General features: G+C 46.3%; 17 protein-coding genes, 2 tRNA genes, 2 rRNA genes and 1 other RNA gene (1 of these 22 running past the window's edge). All 22 read right to left on the reverse strand.

Annotated features, from left to right (window positions below):
- A 23S ribosomal RNA gene (locus tag EYB58_RS22010) occupies positions 1–362 on the reverse strand; it reaches 2,618 nt to the left of the window's first position.
- A 341-nt stretch (positions 363–703) separates the two neighbouring features.
- Positions 704–779: transfer RNA gene (locus EYB58_RS22015), tRNA-Ala, on the reverse strand.
- A gap of 3 nt (positions 780–782) precedes the next feature.
- Positions 783–859 (reverse strand) — tRNA-Ile (locus tag EYB58_RS22020).
- A 65-nt stretch (positions 860–924) separates the two neighbouring features.
- Positions 925–2,484: ribosomal RNA gene (locus EYB58_RS22025) — 16S ribosomal RNA — on the reverse strand.
- The 16S and 23S rRNA genes sit together here with 2 tRNA genes alongside, the layout of an rRNA operon.
- Positions 2,485–2,671: 187 nt before the next feature.
- Positions 2,672–3,958: a tyrosine--tRNA ligase gene (gene tyrS, locus EYB58_RS22030; protein ID WP_111955503.1), complete on the reverse strand. Its 1,287-nt coding sequence runs from the start codon at positions 3,956–3,958 to the stop codon at positions 2,672–2,674.
- Positions 3,959–3,973: 15 nt separating this feature from the next.
- The gene (rny, locus tag EYB58_RS22035; RefSeq protein WP_111955505.1) at positions 3,974–5,536 is read right to left on the reverse strand and encodes a ribonuclease Y; all 1,563 of its coding nucleotides are present in this window, start codon (positions 5,534–5,536) and stop codon (positions 3,974–3,976) included.
- Between the two features lie 133 nt (positions 5,537–5,669).
- A non-coding RNA gene (gene ssrS, locus EYB58_RS22040) (6S RNA) lies at positions 5,670–5,859 on the reverse strand.
- 26 nt (positions 5,860–5,885) lie between these two features.
- Entirely contained in the window at positions 5,886–6,182 is a 297-nt protein-coding gene (locus tag EYB58_RS22045) for a cell division protein ZapA (RefSeq protein ID WP_111955507.1), read from the reverse strand.
- 46 nt (positions 6,183–6,228) lie between these two features.
- Positions 6,229–6,480, reverse strand: coding sequence for a hypothetical protein (locus EYB58_RS22050; protein WP_242637483.1), 252 nt, complete (start codon positions 6,478–6,480; stop codon positions 6,229–6,231).
- A gap of 63 nt (positions 6,481–6,543) precedes the next feature.
- Positions 6,544–7,296, reverse strand: a complete 753-nt coding sequence (locus EYB58_RS22055; protein WP_111955511.1) for a sugar phosphate nucleotidyltransferase — start codon at positions 7,294–7,296, stop codon at positions 6,544–6,546.
- A 138-nt stretch (positions 7,297–7,434) separates the two neighbouring features.
- The gene (locus EYB58_RS22060; protein WP_111955513.1) at positions 7,435–7,842 is read right to left on the reverse strand and encodes a F0F1 ATP synthase subunit epsilon; all 408 of its coding nucleotides are present in this window, start codon (positions 7,840–7,842) and stop codon (positions 7,435–7,437) included.
- A 21-nt stretch (positions 7,843–7,863) separates the two neighbouring features.
- Positions 7,864–9,267 carry a F0F1 ATP synthase subunit beta gene (gene atpD, locus EYB58_RS22065; protein ID WP_111955515.1) on the reverse strand — a complete coding sequence of 468 codons (1,404 nt, stop codon included), beginning with the start codon at positions 9,265–9,267 and terminating at the stop codon, positions 7,864–7,866.
- 48 nt (positions 9,268–9,315) lie between these two features.
- On the reverse strand, positions 9,316–10,215 hold the full coding sequence (atpG, locus tag EYB58_RS22070) for an ATP synthase F1 subunit gamma (protein ID WP_111955517.1): 900 nt from the start codon (positions 10,213–10,215) through the stop codon (positions 9,316–9,318).
- 64 nt (positions 10,216–10,279) lie between these two features.
- Positions 10,280–11,794 carry a F0F1 ATP synthase subunit alpha gene (gene atpA / locus EYB58_RS22075; RefSeq protein WP_111955519.1) on the reverse strand — a complete coding sequence of 505 codons (1,515 nt, stop codon included), beginning with the start codon at positions 11,792–11,794 and terminating at the stop codon, positions 10,280–10,282.
- Complete coding sequence (gene atpH / locus EYB58_RS22080) at positions 11,794–12,345, reverse strand: ATP synthase F1 subunit delta (protein WP_111955521.1); 552 nt, start codon at positions 12,343–12,345, stop codon at positions 11,794–11,796. The genes atpA and atpH overlap by 1 nt, the downstream gene beginning before the upstream one ends.
- Entirely contained in the window at positions 12,345–12,938 is a 594-nt protein-coding gene (locus tag EYB58_RS22085) for a F0F1 ATP synthase subunit B family protein (RefSeq protein WP_111955523.1), read from the reverse strand. Before EYB58_RS22085 ends, atpH begins: the two co-directional genes overlap by 1 nt.
- Positions 12,938–13,369, reverse strand: a complete 432-nt coding sequence (locus EYB58_RS22090; protein WP_111955525.1) for a F0F1 ATP synthase subunit B family protein — start codon at positions 13,367–13,369, stop codon at positions 12,938–12,940. The genes EYB58_RS22085 and EYB58_RS22090 overlap by 1 nt, the downstream gene beginning before the upstream one ends.
- 255 nt (positions 13,370–13,624) lie before the next feature.
- Positions 13,625–14,734, reverse strand: coding sequence for a rod shape-determining protein RodA (gene rodA / locus EYB58_RS22095; RefSeq protein WP_111955671.1), 1,110 nt, complete (start codon positions 14,732–14,734; stop codon positions 13,625–13,627).
- Positions 14,735–14,738: 4 nt separating this feature from the next.
- Entirely contained in the window at positions 14,739–16,604 is a 1,866-nt protein-coding gene (mrdA, locus tag EYB58_RS22100) for a penicillin-binding protein 2 (protein ID WP_111955527.1), read from the reverse strand.
- A gap of 1 nt (position 16,605) precedes the next feature.
- Complete coding sequence (locus EYB58_RS22105) at positions 16,606–17,139, reverse strand: rod shape-determining protein MreD (protein WP_111955529.1); 534 nt, start codon at positions 17,137–17,139, stop codon at positions 16,606–16,608.
- A gap of 18 nt (positions 17,140–17,157) precedes the next feature.
- Positions 17,158–17,970: a rod shape-determining protein MreC gene (gene mreC / locus EYB58_RS22110; protein ID WP_131072134.1), complete on the reverse strand. Its 813-nt coding sequence runs from the start codon at positions 17,968–17,970 to the stop codon at positions 17,158–17,160.
- A 5-nt stretch (positions 17,971–17,975) separates the two neighbouring features.
- Positions 17,976–19,022 (reverse strand): rod shape-determining protein, encoded by a 1,047-nt coding sequence (locus EYB58_RS22115; RefSeq protein ID WP_111955531.1) that lies wholly within the window; start codon positions 19,020–19,022, stop codon positions 17,976–17,978.
- Between the last annotated feature and the right edge of the window lie 8 nt (positions 19,023–19,030).

Genomic DNA, 19,030 nt, shown 5'->3' on the forward strand with positions numbered 1-19,030 from the left:
TGTAACTTATTGGATCCTGCCGAAACAGATCCGATCTGTATCCCGCGACCCCGTTAACGCAACGCTTTCGGGCTTGACACGTTAACGGTTTGGGCTGGTCCCCGTTCGCTCGCCGCTACTTAGGGAATCGTTATTACTTTCTACTCCTGGGGGTACTAAGATGTTTCAGTTCTCCCCGTTAGCCTCCTTAACCTATGTATTCAGTTAAGGATGACACGGTATTAACCGTGTCGGGTTGCCCCATTCAGAAATCCCCGGATCAAAGGAAGTTAGGCTCCTAACCGAGGCTTATCGCAGCTTACCACGTCTTTCTTCTTCACTTGACACCAAGGCATCCGCCGTTTGCTCTTAGTAGCTTAGCCACTATTCCACAAATAAGTTTAAACGCTTTGATGTTTTTGAAAATCTTGTGAACTTCTTCGTTGCTTCACGTCAATTTTAAAACAGCGTAGTCTACTACGCTTTATTTAAAATTGCCGATCGCGCCTTGAATTTCAGCAAAATTTTCTTCAACATAGCATGGAGTGATTGATTTTCGTCTTTCACACCATTTTATATTTAGTTGATTGGGTATCCTATGATACCTGATCAACAACGCTATTGATATTTACTACAACAAATTGTCAAAGAGCATTTGAGAGTTTTTACGCACCAATACAACTGATTTGCATCAACTGTATTGGATTTACGTTTTGTATAGGAATGGTGGAGAATAGCGGGATCGAACCGCTGACCTCCTGCGTGCAAGGCAGGCGCTCTCCCAGCTGAGCTAATTCCCCACGTGGTGGGCCTGGGTGGATTTGAACCACCGACCTCACGCTTATCAGGCGTGCGCTCTAACCAACTGAGCTACAGGCCCAGAGCCTTAATCTCTCAAAGTTGGTCAGTGAATCCAAAAAAAGCTTTATGTATTTCTTTCCTTTGAAAGGAGGTGATCCAGCCGCTGATTCCTCAACGGCTACCTTGTTACGACTTCACCCCAGTTATCGACCATACCTTAGGCGCCTGCCCCTATAAATAGTTAGCCCAGCGACGTCGGGTATAATCAACTTCCATGGTGTGACGGGCGGTGTGTACAAGGCCCGGGAACATATTCACCGCGGCATGCTGATCCGCGATTACTAGCGATTCCAACTTCATGGGGTCGAGTTGCAGACCCCAATCCGGACTGAGATAGGCTTTTGGGATTCGCTTCCCTTTGCAGAGTCGCTGCCCTTTGTACCTACCATTGTAGCACGTGTGTAGCCCTGGGTATAAGGGCCATGAGGACTTGACGTCATCCCCACCTTCCTCCCCGTTGACCGGGGCAGTCTCGCCAGAGTTCCCACCATTATGTGCTGGCAACTGACGATAAGGGTTGCGCTCGTTGCTGGACTTAACCAAACATCTCACGACACGAGCTGACGACAGCCATGCAGCACCTGTCTCTGTGCTCCCGAAGGCACTATTGCAATTACACAATATTCACAGGATGTCAAACCCAGGTAAGGTTCTTCGCGTTGCGTCGAATTAAACCACATGCTCCACCGCTTGTGCGGGCCCCCGTCAATTCCTTTGAGTTTTAGTCTTGCGACCGTACTTCCCAGGCGGTACACTTAATGCGTTAGCTTAGGCACAGCAGATTTTAATATCCGCCACACCGAGTGTACAACGTTTACTGCGTGGACTACCGGGGTATCTAATCCCGTTCGCTACCCACGCCTTCGCGCCTCAGCGTCAATATCGGTCCAGAGAGATGCCTTCGCCATCGGTGTTCCTCCTGATATCTACGAATTTCACCTCTACACCAGGAATTCCTCTCTCCTCTCCCGTATTCAAGTCTTGCTGTTTCAAGTGCACTTCCGGGGTTGAGCCCCGAGCTTTCACACCTGACGGACAAGACCGCCTGCGCGCCCTTTACGCCCAATAATTCCGAATAACGCTTGCGCCCCCCGTGTTACCGCGGCTGCTGGCACGGAGTTAGCCGGCGCTTCCTCCACTGGTACCGTCAATAGCAACTACTATTAATAGAAGCTAATTTCTTCCCAGTTGACAGAGCTTTACGACCCAAAGGCCTTCTTCACTCACGCGGCGTTGCTGCGTCAGGGTTGCCCCCATTGCGCAAAATTCCTCACTGCTGCCTCCCGTAGGAGTCTGGACCGTGTTCCAGTTCCAGTGTGGCTGATCATCCTCTCAGACCAGCTAACCATCGCTGCCTTGGTAGGCCTTTACCCCACCAACAAGCTAATGGTCCGCAGACTCATCCCCAAACAATTGCTTTCAAGAAGAGGCAATCTTTCATCAATCCACTTGTGTAAATCGACCTTATCCGGTATTAGCTACCCTTTCGAATAGTTATTCCAGGTTTGAAGGCAGATTATCTACGTGTTACTCACCCGTGCGCCACTCTACTCAGGATTGCAAGCAATCCTTTTCTCGTTCGACTTGCATGTGTTAAGCACGCCGCCAGCGTTCATTCTGAGCCAGGATCAAACTCTCCAGTTATAATCCTTTACTAAAACTTTTTAAGGTCTACACTCAAAGCTGTTAAGCTAAAGCGTATTGTCATTGACCCGCTCTTTTCTTCTTCACTGACCAATTTTCAAAGATCAAAGTTTTGTCTGGTGTTTCCTGTTCAACAAAACTCGGACAATATACACTTGAGTTTTGGCTTTGTCAAACCTTTTTTAAACTATTTTAAAATAATTTTGTGATATTTTTTCTTTCCTGCCCTGAGCATAATTTCACAGTCGTTTACGTCAACAGCGGCAACAACTTGTTCAAAAGAACCAAGCCTTTCACCATTAATATACGCCCCCCCCTGTTTAATTAGACGACGTGCATCGGATTTGGATTTGCAAAGCCCTGCGTCACAAAACAGATCAACCACGAACATCTTATCCACCACATCCGCCTTATTGAAGGCACTGGTGGGCACGGACTCATCCGTTCCACAGGAAAGCGTTCCCCTTGGGATGCTTGCAGAAGGCAGAAGATCAGAAGAAACTTCAATAGATCCAAACATGGAAGCTGTAGCTTTAAGAGATTTTAGTGCCTCATTTTCCCCATGGGCAATTTTAGTTGCCTCATATGCAAGAATGGTTTTGGCTTTATTCAAATCTACACCAGCCAATACTTTTACTGATTCGATTTCTTCCATCGGAAGAAAGGTAAATAGCGCCAAAAATCTTGTCACATCAAGGTCATCAGTATTGACCCAGAACTGATAATACTCATAAGGAGAAAACCGCTCAGGATCAAGCCAAACAGCACCTTTATGGGTTTTACCCATTTTTATACCGGAGGCGGTAGTTATCAAAGGAAAAGTGATCCCAAAGGCTTGTTTACCAAGGGTACGCCGCACAAGATCAATCCCTGCCACAATGTTACCCCACTGGTCACTTCCGCCCATCTGAAGCAGGCAATCATGGGTTTTGGCAAGTTCCATGAAATCGTACGCCTGGAGCAACATATAGTTAAATTCAACGAAGGTCAGGCCGTCTTCCGATTCCATTCTGGACTTAACGCTTTCTGCTTTAATCATCTTATTTATGGAAAAATGCCGCCCGATATCCCTTAAAAACGTGATGTATTCCAGATTAGTAAGCCAGGCTGCATTATCAAGCATCAAAGCCTTATCTTTAGAAAAATCTATAAACCTGGACAATTGTTTGCGGATTCCGGCTTTATTTTCATCAATTTGATCCTGGGTAAGTACTTTGCGCAGCTCTGTTTTACCGGAGGGGTCACCAATAAGCCCTGTCCCACCACCGACAAGGCCAATGGGACGATGCCCCTGACGTTGCATGTGGGCCAAAGCCATAATACATACAAGGCTTCCAACATGTAGGCTTGAGGCAGTTGGGTCAAAACCGATATAACAGGTAGCCCTATTATTTTCCAGATAGTCTTCAAGCTCCTGGGTATGGGTCGTTGCCTCAATGAATCCACGCTCTTGTAAAATTGATAAAACACTCATGCTGTTTCTTCCTTATCATTTCCTGGTATATTCAACTGCTCTGGTTTCCCGAATAACAACAACTTTGACCTGGCCCGGAAATGTCAGATTTTCTTCGATCTGGCGGGCAATATCCTTTGAAAGCAGCATTGCACTTTCATCCGTAATTTTTTCACTTTCAGTAATGACCCGAATCTCACGCCCGGCCTGAATGGCATAGGTGTTTACCACACCATCAAAACTATTTGCAATATTTTCTAGATCTTCTAAACGTTTAACGTAATTTTCAAGGCTTTCTTTTCTAGCGCCGGGTCTGGCACCGGAAAGCGCATCTGCGGATTGCACAATAAAATCATAAACACTTTCAGGCATTTGATCTTCATGGTGGGCAGCAATGGCATTAATAACGCTTTGACTCTCACCGTACTTTTTTGCAAGCTTGGCACCAATAATGGCATGGGCCCCATCTACTTCATGGTCCACTGCCTTCCCAATATCGTGAAGCAGTCCCATACGTTTGGCAAGCTTGATATCCAGACCAAGCTCAGCAGCGATGATACCGGCCAGAAAAGCGACTTCGACAGAATGCTGCAAGACATTCTGGGCATAAGAGGTTCTGAATTTAAGCTTACCAAGCACCTTGATCAATTCCGGATCAATGCCGTGCACACCCAAATCAAATGCAGCCTGCTCGCCTGCTTCTTTAATCACCAAATCAACTTCTTCCGTTGCACGCGCCACAACATCCTCAATACGGGCAGGATGAATTCTTCCGTCGGAAATTAATTTTTCAAGGGAAAGCCTTGCCACCTCCCGCCTGACAGGGTTGAACCCTGATAAAATAACAGCTTCCGGAGTATCATCAATAATCAGATCAATTCCAGTTGCGGCCTCCAAGGCCCGGATGTTGCGGCCTTCTCTGCCGATAATTCGGCCCTTCATTTCGTCTCCGGGCAGATTAACCACAGAAACGGTACGCTCGGCCACATAGTCACCGGCATAACGCTGAATGGCGGTAGATATAATCTTTTTGGCCTCTTTATCCGCTTTTTCCCTGACTTCGGTAGTAATTTTTTTAACCATTTTGGCCCCTTCATGCCTGGCTTCATCCTCCATGGTTTTAAGTAGCAGTTCTTTTGCCTGATCAAGGGTCATCCCGGAGACTTTTTCAAGCTCTTTTTTTATTTCGTCAAGAAGCTGAGTATAAGATTCTTCTTTTCGGGCTACAGATTCAAGTTTTTCCGCAACGGTCCGTTCATTTTTCTCTATATTTTTTTCTTTTTTGGCACATTGGTCTTCAAGGTTATCGAGCTTTTCACTTTTTTTAGAAAGCCTTCGTTCCTCTTTTTTCAATTCCGCCCGGGTCTCTTCTGTCTCAGCATCAAAGGTGCTTTTCATTTCGAGCAGACGCGAGCGAGCCTCCAGTGTTGCCTCCCTAAGCAGAGTTTCAGCTTTTTTGGTTGCTTGTTCCATGGCAACACGTTGTTCTTCTTGGAAATCAAGTCTCTGCTGGTCAATTTTTATTTTTATCACATATAAAATGGCAGCACCACCAGCAAGCAGTACCAGCATGAATGCAAGCATCATTGTAGAACTCATACAATTTCTCTCCTGGAATAATTGGAATACAAAAAATGCATCCGTGTTTTATCTTGCCAAAAAAGAAATGGAATAATACGTTTAGGATTTAGTAGGAGGGAATACGACAAAGCGTTTTTTTAAAATTATAACAAGTTCCCCCGCAACTGCCGTGTTGTCTTTTAGGCTTTGAACCAAAGGTCCAAAAGACGGGGGATCAATAATACCTTTAGGCTTTTCCCTTACAAGAGAGGGAACCTGCACACCAGTATCAGCGTGACCCCCCTATGTTTTTATGCGTTAGGACAAAGTCTGTCATACAATCACGCACACTGCAGGGGGTTTCATTAAATTTTAAATCAATGAAAGTCTATTTCATTGTCTTCTCTATTTTCTCCAATAAGGAGGATACTCTATCTTCAATGTCTTTTTCAAGGTCGGAATATTTCAAACGCAATTCATGATAATCCTTGGATAAATTCATGGCTGCAAGAAGCAAAATAGCGATCCTGTTTTTACTGCTGGTTTTATTTTGAAAAAGGCTCTCTGCTTCATCAATATATTCCTTGACATGGGCTGCAATCCTTTCCGGATCATATGTTTGTCCTTTATCCGGTTTAAACTTAAATTCTTCCCCGAAAAGATCAATTTTAACAATTTCATCCAAAGAAAGCCCTTTACCGAGTATATATATTCAAACGCTTTATAACTGATCATCCCCCGGATACGGTTTCTGAGAAACCATCCAGCTTTGACAGAAGTCCGTTAATTTTTTCATTCATCATGGACTCCCGGCCGACATAGACATCTTCTTTTTTTATTTTCTGTTCCAACTGGTCTTCAAGTTCTTTAATTTTCACAGAAAGCTCTGCGTTTTCTTTTTGAAGACTCTGGCAAGACTCTATTAAAAAGTCGACATGGATGTGAATGTCATCGAACTTGGCTGCTATATCCTCATTATTCAATTTCTTAAGTCTCATAAAATGGTATTTAATTAACTACTAATATATTCAGCAGCCTTATGAAAGTCAAGATAATTCATTCAATACCATATGAAACGCTGTATTGATGCGGGTTAATTGCTCAATGGTATTAACGCCCATGACCTGTTCAGCGTCATCTATAATTTTAACAAGTGTTTTGACTCTGTCCTGGACAGCAACCGCCACAAGATCGGTAAGATAATATTCTCCCTGACTGTTATTGTTTTGAATCCGTCCCAGACCAGATTCAAGGAATTGTTTTTCAAAACAAAAGATTCCGGAATTAACTATGTCAATCTGTTTTTCCAAATCAGTTGCATCAGCCTCTTCGCGTATGGCAAGTAGCTGTCCGTCGTTATCCTTGATAATTCTGCCATAACCGGTTGGGTCAGATACCTTTGCGGCGAGAACAGTCAAGCCAGACGTTAGGTTCCGGTGGGCTGAAACCAAGTCAGCGATGGTCTGCTTTCTTATTAACGGAACGTCACCGCACAAAACCAAGACATGCTGAATACAGGCATCAACCCCCGGCAATGCAACCCTGACTGCATCCCCTGTTCCTAAAAGTTCTTTTTGAAAGGCAAATTGCACATTATATTTTTTGGGGATTTCTTTCCGGACTTTATCGGCCTGGTGTCCAACCACGACATGAATATGATTTGAAGCAACTTCTGTAGCCGCTTCAATCACGTGATTAATCATGCTTTTACCTGCGACTCTGTGGAGCACCTTAGCCAAATCCGATTTCATGCGGCTGCCTTTTCCTGCAGCCAGTATAATAACTGCAACTTTGTTCATTCCCCCCCCCTTCTCTCATTTAACAAATATAGGCGATGAAAACAAAAAGGGATGCCATAAGGCATCCCTTTTTTTACACCATATTTTTCGGCGTTATAGGTCCGGTGGTTATCAAACCATCAGGCCAGTCGAATCTTCTTAGCGAACTTCAGCCATTTTAATCCGAGATACAGCACGCCTCAAAGCAGCCTCAGCACGAACAATATCTGTATCTGCCGCTTTGTCACTCAATCGCCTCTCAGCACGAGCCAAAGCCTCTTTTGCCCGGCTAAGATTAATATCCTCACTGCGTTCAGCAGATTCAGCAAGAATGGTAACCTTATCCGGAAGCACTTCGGCAAATCCGCCATTAGCAAAGAGCAGGCACTCATTTCCAGCGGCATCTTCATAACGAATAGTACCGATTTTCAACGAGGTCAGAAAGGTTGTATGCCCTTTCAAGGCACAGAATTCACCTTCACTGCCAGGCGCTGAAATGCTTCTGATATCTTCACTGACAACAGCCTTTTGCGGCGTTACCACCTCAAGAAAAAATTGATCAGCCATAATACAACCTCCGAATTATTATTAAGCTTTGGCTTTTTCTATGGCGTCTTCGATGGCACCCACCATATAGAAAGCATTTTCGGGAAGGTCATCATGCTTACCATCGATGATTTCCTTGAAAGACCGAACCGTGTCTTCAACTTTTACAAAGATGCCAGCCATACCGGTAAACGTTTCAGCCACATGGAAGGGCTGGGACAAAAATTTCTGAAGTTTTCTGGCGCGCTGTACGGTAATCTTATCTTCATCAGATAACTCGTCCATACCCAGAATAGCAATAATGTCCTGGAGTTCTTTGTATTTTTGCAGGGTCTGCTGAACGATTCGGGCTACGTTATAATGCTCTTCACCAATGTAAGCAGCATCAAGGATCCTGGAAGTGGAGTCAAGGGGATCCACAGCCGGATAGATACCAAGCTCTGCAATCTGACGGGAAAGAACAACAGTTCCGTCAAGATGACCGAATGTGGTGGCAGGTGCCGGGTCAGTCAAGTCATCGGCAGGTACGTAAACACACTGTACAGCGGTAATGGAACCTTTATCTGTGGACGTAATACGTTCCTGAAGCTCGCCCATATCAACCGCAAGTGTCGGCTGATAACCAACAGCAGACGGCATACGACCCAACGTTGCAGAGACCTCGGAACCGGCCTGGGTAAAACGGAAGATGTTATCAATAAAGAGAAGTACATCCTGGCCCTCTTCATCACGGAAATATTCAGCGCAGGTCAGAGCGGACAGGGCAACACGGGCACGAGCGCCGGGAGGCTCAGTCATCTGGCCGTAAACCAGAGCGCATTTGGGAAGAACACCGGAGTCCTTCATTTCATGGTAAAGGTCGTTACCTTCACGGGTTCTTTCACCAACACCGCCGAACACCGAGATACCGCCATGCTGCATGGCGATGTTGTTAACCATTTCCATCATGATAACGGTCTTACCAACACCGGCACCACCGAACATGCCCATTTTACCGCCACGGGGGAAGGGAACCAAAAGGTCGATAACCTTTACGCCTGTTTCAAGAACGCGAACGGAAGTGTCCTGCTCGATAAAAGAAGGCGCATGCCTGTGAATGGGCATCATCTTCTCTTGGGAGATATCTCCAAGACCGTCAACCGGACGACCCACAACGTTAAGAACGCGGCCAAGGGATGCTTCGCCAACCGGCATCATAATGGGAGAGCCGGTATCTTTTACTACCATTCCTCGTTGAAGACCGTCAGTTACGTCCATGCCGATGCAGCGAACAACATTATCACCCAAGTGCTGCGCAACTTCGATAACAAGGTTGTCTTCCATGTCCCCGATGGTAGGGTTGGTTATAGTCAGGGCGGTCAGAACCGGGGGAAGTTTTCCGGGCTCAAACTCAACGTCAACAACAGCGCCGAGGACCTGTGAAATTTTACCTATATTTTCAGCCATTTTATTCTCCTATAAAGCTGTTTTTATCTGTAGTTTACTTAAAATCAATTATCCCTTAAGGGCTTCGGCACCGCCAACGATATCCATAAGCTCTGATGTGATAGCTGCCTGACGGGTTTTGTTGAATATGGTTTGCAGTTCTTCCACAAGATCGGAACAAGCTTTGGTTGCATTTTCCATGGCCCGCATACGGGCAGCATGTTCGGATGTTGAGGTTTGAAGCAGCGCATCATATATCTGAATAAATACATTTTTAGGAAGCATTTCACCCAAAAGCGCATCCGAAGAAGGCTCACAGATATGCTCCGGCAAAAACGTGCCGTCGTCAGCAGGTAAAGCGTCTTCCTGTTTCACTACATCATCAAGTGATGGAATGGGAAGAATCTGTTTAACCGTCGGCACTTGTTTTGCCATACCCTGGAAATCAGAATAAATCAGATATACTTCATCCACATTTCCTTCAAGGAAACTGTCGATTAATGCCTGTCCTGAGCCGGAAGCCACTGAGAAGTCAACCTTGCCACCCACAACACCAATGTATTCGGCATCAATGGGGTTGCTCAGTTTTTTTGCCCAGTCACGACCTTTTTTGCCATAACAGACAAAAGAGACCTCTTTTCCGTTAAGCTCAGATTTGAGCATTTTTGCAGCTTTATCGATCAAATTAATGTTAAATCCGCCACACAGGCCCCTGTCTGAGGTACACAGGAGCAGGGCCACCTTTTTTACTTCATCTTTGGAGATCAGAAGGGGGGATGCGCCCTCCCCTGACTTCCCGGCAATGGATCCCAGAACTTCTGCAAATTTGGAGGCATAGGGTTTAAATGCCTCCATGGCATTCTGGGAACCGCGCAATCTTGAAGTGGCGACCATTTTCATGGCAGAGGTAATCTGTTTAGTCTTTTTTACACTGACTATTTTTGATTGTACTTCTTTTAATGTTGCCATATGATCTACCTTTGCGCCTATATATTATTATTTTAAAAAATAAATCCGAAGGATCCGCCCTTAATTACAGAGCTTCTGTGAATTCTTCGGCATAGGCTTTAAGGCATTCATTGAGCTTCGCCTCAAGTTCATCATCAATTTTCTGTTTTTCCTTGAGGCCAGAGAACACTTCCGGGAAACGGCTTTCCACAAAGGCGTACAGGCCAGTTTCATAGGCGGCAACGGATTCCTTGGCATAGCCGTCAAGATATCCTTTGGTACCGGCATAGAGAATAGTGACCTGTTTTTCCATGGGAAGCGGCTGGTACTGGGGCTGTTTGAGCAACTCAACCAATCTCTCACCACGGGTCAGTTGTCTCTGGGTTGCGGCATCAAGGTCAGAACCAAAGGCGGCAAACGCCTCAAGCTCTCTAAACTGAGCAAGATCCAGACGAAGGGTACCAGCCACCTGTTTCATAGCTTTAACCTGGGCTGCACCACCAACGCGAGAAACGGAAAGTCCAACGTCAATGGCCGGACGAATACCGGCAAAGAAAAGATCTTTATCAAGGAAAATCTGGCCGTCGGTAATGGAGATAACGTTGGTTGGAATAAATGCGGAGACGTCACCTTCCTGGGTTTCAATGATGGGAAGGGCTGTCAGAGAACCTGCACCGAGTTCATCGTTCATCTTGGCGGAACGTTCCAGTAAGCGGCTATGGTTATAGAAAATATCGCCGGGAAACGCTTCACGTCCAGGCGGACGCCTGAGCAGCAAAGATACCTGACGGTAAGCAACAGCCTGTTTTGAAAGGTCATCATAAACGATCAGGGAATGTTCCCCTTTGTCACGGAAATATTCGCCCATGGCGCAACCGGCATAAGGTGCCAGATACTGCATGGCAGCAGACTCGGAAGCGGAGGCCACAACAACCGTTGTGTATTCCATGGCACCATGCTCTTCAAGAGCGGCAACCACCTGGGCAACAGTTGATTTTTTCTGACCGCAGGCAACATAGATGCATTTAATACCGCTTTCTTTCTGGGCGATGATAGCGTCAACGGCAACAGCAGTTTTACCGATCTGACGGTCACCAATGATCAATTCACGCTGACCGCGACCCACCGGGGTCATACCGTCAACTGCTTTAGAACCGGTGTAGCAGGGTTCATGAACACCTTTTCTGGCAATAACACCCGGAGCAACCAGTTCCATGTTCATATATGTATCAGAAGCGATGGGACCTTTGCCGTCAACAGGCTCGCCGGTGGTGGTTACAACACGGCCCAGCAGCGCTTCGCCAACGGGGACGGAAGCGATACGGTCGGTTCTTTTAACCACGTCGCCTTCTTTGATAACCTTGTCATCACCAAGAATAGCCACACCGACGTTGTCTGCTTCAAGGTTGAGTGCCAGCCCCAGAATACCGCCGGGGAATTCAACCAGCTCCATGGCCTTTACTTTTTCCAAACCATAAACACGGGCAATACCGTCACCCGCTGACAGAACGACACCTGTTTCGCTCAGATCAACCTGCGCATCAAATCCTTTAATTTGATCTTTTATAATCTGGCTTATTTCTTCTGCTTTAATTTCCATTATAAACTCTCACCTTTTTTTAAAGTTTCCCCCATATTGATCAGCTGGGTTTTTACGCTGCCGTCAAGAACAAGATCGCCGATTTTTGTGATAATACCGCCGATAAGACTTGAATCCTTTTGCACGTCAAGCACAACGGTTTTACCGGTTCTCTGAGACAAAGACTTTTGAATTTTATTAATGTTTGTCTTGGACAGGTTCGTGGCAGCCACAACACTTGCCCTGACAACACCTTTAAGTTCATCAGCCATTGTATTATAATAGGTAGCGATGTCTCTGAGAAAACCGATCCGGCCTTTATCAAAAAGCAATGACAAAAAAGAATTCACCACTTTTGAAAAGCCTGCAGCAGCGATTACCGACTCAAGAAGCTTTTTACGGTCACTTTTTTTGATTAGCGGATTGGTAAGGGCCTGTTCAAAACCCTCATTGGAATCTAAAAGCCCAACCATTGCGGAAAGCTCATTATTGTATCCGTCCGCCTGACCATCTTCCTTGCCTATCAAAATCAACGCCTTGGCATAACGCCTTGAAACTGCATGATTCTTCATTATGCCTCCACCTTTTTCAAGTAGTCATCGACCAGGCGGTTCTGATCCTGGGTTGTGATGGATTTTTTAATGAGCGCCTCTGCCTGCTCCATTGCACGTTCTGCAACTTCCTGCTTAAGAAGTGCTTTTGCAGCTTTGAACTCTTGTTCGATATTGCGTTTTGCCATATCTTCGAGTTTTTCAGCCTGGGCTTCAGCCTCTGCAAGAATTCTTTTCTTGGCCTCTTCACCCTGTTTGACGTAATCCTCAACAATCTTTTCAGATTCCTGTTCAAGATTCCTAAACCGGGATTCGTATTCGGCAAGTTTTCTCTCTGCGTCGGCTTTTTTCTGTTCCAAGTCTGTCAACTCTTCTTCAATCCCCTTTGTACGGGAAGAAAAGAACTGCGCCACCGGCTTTTTAGCGATGAAAAAGCAGCCAAGCGCAAGGACAACAAAGTTGAGCACTTTCCAGGTATCAACATCGTGCCATACGTTGTGATGTGCTGTTTCACCATGACCGCCGCCGGAAGCCCATACCACTGTCGTACCAGCCACAAGGGCGACGACAGTTGCGGAAACCTTAAGGTGTTTTTTCCAATTAAATTTCTCCATTAACATGCCCTCCCAAGAATCTTTTCGCCGATGGCTTTGGCATACACCTCAACCTCGGCCTCAAGCGCTTTGCGGGCCTGTTCGGTTTCTTCAGCCACCTGTGCCTTGATTTGGGCAAAGTTAGCCTGCGCTTTCTGATTGATCCGGGTAATAATTTCCTTTTCCTGGGCAGACGCCTCCTCGATGAACACCTCTTTTTGCTTGAGGCCTTCACCCCTTGCCTGTCTTAGCCCATTCTTGTAATCATCCTTTTGTTTTTCAAGATCCCCCAAGGATTTTTCAACACCTAAGCTTAAGGTGCCGACCTTGGCTTTTCTTTTGAGAATGACATTTCGAATGGGTTTGTACAGAACCAGGTTGAGGAGGAATAGCAGGACAAGAAAATTGACCATCTGATATACCGCTGATATATCAGGAATCACAGTTATCATAAAATTCCTCCACCAGTTAATAATTACAAAAAATCAACGACTTATATCCTATTGGCTGAAATCGCTCGGATTCAGCCTAAATGCTTATAATGATCGAGACTTGAGTACCATCCAGCACGCCTTTTGTCAACACAGAATGCAGCAATTCAAAATATGGATTTTATCCGACGATAGTATGCCGTAATATATTGAAATCTTGTCAGACAAAATCTCGTTTTTAGACTTTTTCTATCTAAAAAAGGGGGGGCGTAGGATTCAAGCCGTGTTAAATTTTCTCATGCTGATATTAAGCAAAATACCAAAGCCGACCATATTGGTCACAACCGAGGAACCCCCATAGGAAACCAGGGGCAAAGGCACCCCGACTACCGGCATCAGCCCCATAACCATGCCGACATTGATAAATATCTGCCAAAAAATCATAATGGTAACCCCCATGGCCAGAAGAGAGCCAAACATATTTCGGCAATTATAAGCAATGTTCAAACCCCAGAACAACAAAAGAAAATAAAGGGTCAGCAGTACAGCACACCCCACAAGCCCCCACTCTTCGGCCAACACGGAAAGAATGAAATCCGTATGCTGTTCCGGCAAAAAATTTAAAGCATTCTGGGTCCCATGGAGGAACCCCTTCCCGGTAAGCATGCCCGAACCTATGGCAATCTTGGACTGGATGATGTGATAACCGGCACCAAGGGGGTCCCGCTCAGGATTCAAAAAGGTTAAAATTCTGTCTTTCTGATAATCCTTAAGCCCAAAAAACCATACCAGAGGTACCAGACAGAGCCCCGCCCCCCCCAGAATGAATACAACTTTTTTTTCGACCTTTGCAAAGAGAGTAAGACAGCCGGCAATGAGCAGAAGCAAAAGCCCTGTACCAAGATCGGGCTGGATAACGATGAGTCCAAAGGGGATAATGCATAAAATTGCCGGCTTGATCAGATGCCTGAAGCCTAAACCTTCGGGATCGATACTGTCTGCGTACACCGAAGCCAGACTGATAATCAAAGAAATTTTCATCAGCTCCGAAGTCTGTATCCGAACAGGCCCCAACACCAACCAGCGCTGGGAGCCGCCGCCGGTATGCCCCACAAACCAGGTAGCAATCAGAAGTCCTACACATACGGCATATATAAGGAAATGCAGCTTGGCCAACTCTTTAAAATCGACAACAAAGCAGCCCATCATAATGGCAAAACCAACGGAAAGCCAGACAACCTGTTTTTTAAAAAGAGGATGCAGCATAGTTCCGTTGTATCCGGCTGTCACCGCTGAGTACAGGATGATCAGCCCCAGAATGCAAATAAAAAAAATAAGTAAAAGAAATCCCCAGTCAAAATTTGATACGAGACGGCGGTCAAACATTTTTTTACTCCACATGTGCCTGGTCGTCCTTGACCACGGCAGTTGGGACTTCAGGGTCCCCAAGATAGGCATGGATCAGCCCTTTTGCAACAGGTGCAGCCGCGCTGGAACCATGCTCCCCATGTTCAATGATCACGGCAATGGCTATTTTAGGGTCCTGGGCAGGCGCATAACAGACAAACCAGGCATGATCCTGGAGGGTGCGCTTCAATTTTTCATTATTAAACTTTTCCCCGGCTTTGCGGGAAAAAACCTGTGCCGTACCCGTTTTTCCCGCAATTTGAATGCCGGGAAGACGGATGTGCCGGGCAGTGCCGCGGTTGCCATGAACAACTTCTAAAAGCCCTTGTCGCACAATCGCCAGATTTTTTTTGGAAGCCGGCAACCCACCGGTAATTTCAGGTTCAATTTCCCTTATCATCTGCCCCTTTGCATCCTGAACGGATTTAACAAGCCTTGGCCGATAAAGAGTCCCACTATTCCCAATGGCGGAAATGAACACGGCCATCTGTAAGGGGGTAACCAAATTAAACCCCTGTCCGATACTGATAGATAGGGTTTCACCGGCCTGCCAGGGCTCCTTGAACCGCTTTTTCTTCCATACTGAAGTGGGAATCAAACCGGGGCGCTCATGGGCCAGACGAATGCCGGTCAACCGTCCCAGACCAGAGCCATGCGCATACCTTGCCAGGGCATCGACCCCAAGTTTTTCGCCGGTCTGGTAAAAAAACACATCGCAGGACTGGGCAATGGCATCCACAACATTTAAATTGCCATGTCCGTATTTATTCCAGCAATGGTACCGCCGGTTGCCAAACTTATAAAATCCCGGACAGAAAAAAGTTGAATTGCGGTCAATGACCTTTTCTTCGAGCCCAGCCAGGGCCGTAATCGTCTTATATGTGGATGCCGGGGGATATTCGGCCTGAATTGCCTTGTTGTTCATGGGTCTGCCTGGATCATCCCTTAAAGCCTGCCATTTCTTACTGGAAATACCACCAATAAAATCATTCTGGTCAAAACTAGGCGATGATGCCATAACCAGGACATCTCCGTTTGAGGGGTCAAGTGCCACAACGGCCCCGTCATTCTCCCCAAGCAAATTTTCGGCCTTCTGTTGAAGTGATAGATCCATCGTCAGGACCAAATCCCTTCCGGAAACCGGTTCCACAGTCTTAAGTATTTTTATCACCCGGCCGTTTACGTCCACTTCGACCTGGTGACCACCCCGTTTGCCCTGCAGATCCTGCTCAAAACTTTTTTCAACCCCGTACCGACCAATGGGATCCCCGGACCGGACATTTGGAAATTTACCGGAAGCCAGCTCTTGCTTATTGATCTCACCAAGATAGCCTATAAGATGGGCAGCGGTTTTTTTATGGATATAATTTCTGGTGGGCTCAATATCAATATGAATACCGGGCAGATCAAACTGATGGGCCTCTATGACCGCAAGCAGATCCCTTGTTATGTCCCGTTTAAGGACAAGTGGTTTGTAAAATGCTGCTCTCCCGGCTTTTTTTATGGTTGCCGTCAATTCTTCACAGGAATCGCCGGTTAATTCGGCCAGGCGTTCAAGGGTTTCCTTCAAGGGCTTGGCATCTTCCAGAACAATGGTCAAGTCAAAGGCCGGCCGGTTGTCCACAAGAAGATTGTGATTGCGATCATAAATAAGTCCCCTGGAGGATTTTATGCTTTTGAGCCGGACACAATTGGTCATAGACAGTCGCCGGTACTCGTCCCCGCGGATTATCTGAAGATAAACAAGCCTTAAAAAAAGAACGCAAAAAATAAAAACAAGGCACAGACCGGCCCCTATATATCGATGTTTAATCCATTCTCTATCTGAATTTTGATTGATTCCGCCCACATTATTCCCTGTATTTGCCCGCCATGTGCCCGCTGGACCGTTTCACGACTTGTAAAAAATTCTGGTGCATGGCTTCCATAAACCAGACGCCGACGGGAATACCGACGGCGGCCCAGATGACCTGACCAATGCAAAGGTGGTAATCCGTAGCCGTGATTGCCTTGTGACCCTGGAGCAGAAAGACACTGAACATAACCAGTCCCTGATAAATGCAGGCGGACACAAGGCTGACAAGAAAAACAAAAATACCGCTGCGCTGAAAAACCAGCCGTCGCAAAAAAAAAACGATCAGGTAGATACACAGATATGCGGTGGTATGAAGAAAAAACGGCGCACCAGACAGGCTGTCCATGATGCTACCGATGATCACAAGCCAAAACGGCACCCAGTAGCGTGGGGAAAAAAGAATTAGGTATAATACATTGATGATCATCAGATCGAAACTGTGGGAAAACCAGGAAAAGTCAGGGAGAACAACGGTTTGAGTGATGACTAATATCAGGGTGGAAAATAAAAAAAATACGAAATTTATCATACCGGCCGCATCCGCCCTTCAATCGGCATTTTTATACACCAGCACTTCTTCGAGTCTGTCAAAATCCACGGCAGTTTTTATCATGATATCCTGAAACAGCTGGGAATGATTTTTTTGTACATCAAGTACCACTCCGATTCTCAATCCTTTTGGGAATACCTGGTCCAGTCCGGAGGAGACAATGACTTGCCCTGGCTGCACCTCATCTTTTCTCAAGGTATATACAAAGGAACAGGTATCCTTATTATTGCCCTTGACCATACCGCGGACCCGAGTCTCCTGGATCAGCGCATCAACAGCTGAATTGCGATCGGTAATCAGCAGCACCCGGGAAAAACTGCCGGACACTTTAATAATTTGTCCCACGATTCCTTCGGACACAAGCACCGGCAAACCTTTAATTAACCCGGCTTTTTCTCCCTTATCAATCATGATGGTTTTAAACCAGGGGGACGGATCCCGGGCAATCACCTGGGCTGCCACATAGGCCGCAGGCACGGAACTTTGGAAATTGACAAATTTCTTTAAACGGATATTTTCAAGCTCAAGCTCTTGGCACCTGTTGGCTGTGTGTCGGGCCTTTGACAACTCACTTCTTAACACCTGGTTCTCTTCCACGGCAAGCACACATGAAAAATAGGTCTGCCATACCGATTCAGTGAAACCGATAATACGGGAGGCCACAAACTGAAAAGGAGAAGTAAGGGTTATGGACAGTCTTTCACCCCCACCTGTCGGCAGGGTCCCCCGGCTGGACATGGCGATTACGGTAAGTGCCACCGCAATAAAAACACCCACGCCGACAATCATCATGATCCGCCTGGAAAACATTACTGTTAGCTGATGACAACTTCTTTAAGAAGTTCAATATTGTCAAGGCATTTTCCGCAGCCCAGTGCTACGGTAGATAAGGGATCATCAGCCACGACGATGGGAAGTCCGCATTTTTCTCTAAGCAGCTTGTCCAGATTTTTCAGCAAGGCACCACCTCCGGTTAAAACAATACCTGAGTCCACAATATCAGCGGCTAGTTCAGGCGGAGTTTGTTCCAGAGCAATGCGAACGGTTTCTACAATTGCCTCAATCTGCTCGGAAATGGCCACCCGAACCTCTTCGGAATCAATGGCCAGAATCTTAGGGATCCCGGAGACCAAATCCCTGCCCTTGACTTCAATGGTCTCAAGGTGCTCCGGATCAGGATAGGCATTGCCGATTGTTGTTTTGATAATTTCTGAGGTTCTTTCGCCAATGAGCAGATTATATTTTCGTTTGATATGCTGACTGATGGAGGCATCCATCTTGTCTCCGGCCACTCTCAGGGATTGGGTATAGACAATCCCGGCCAGGGAGATAACCGCCACCTCAGTAGTTCCCCCGCCGATATCCACAACCATATTGCAGGTGGGTTCCGTAATAGGAAGGCCTGCACCGATTGCTGCAGCCATGGGTTCGTCGATAAGAAAAACCTCTCTGGCGCCAGCGGATTCTGCACTTTCCCTGACCGCTCGTTTTTCCACCTGAGTGATACCGGAAGGTACGGCAATAATAATCCTTGGGCGCACCAAGGTTTTTCTGTTGTTATGAACTTTACGGATAAAATGTTTGAGCATGGCTTCGGTCACTGCGAAATCAGCAATAACCCCGTCTCGCATGGGTCGGATGGCCACAATATTGCCGGGTGTTCTCCCCAGCATGCGCTTTGCTTCCAGCCCTACCGCCAAAACTTTGTTCCTGGACCGTTTGTCCGTTCTGACGGCCACCACAGAAGGTTCACTTAATACAATTCCTTTTCCCTTAACATAAACCAGCGTATTTGCAGTGCCAAGATCAATGGCCAGATCGTTGGAAAAGGCCCCAAGCAAAGTATCAGTTACAAAGTTCATTTGTCCTC

The organism is Desulfobacter hydrogenophilus (assembly GCF_004319545.1).
Classification (GTDB): domain Bacteria; phylum Desulfobacterota; class Desulfobacteria; order Desulfobacterales; family Desulfobacteraceae; genus Desulfobacter; species Desulfobacter hydrogenophilus.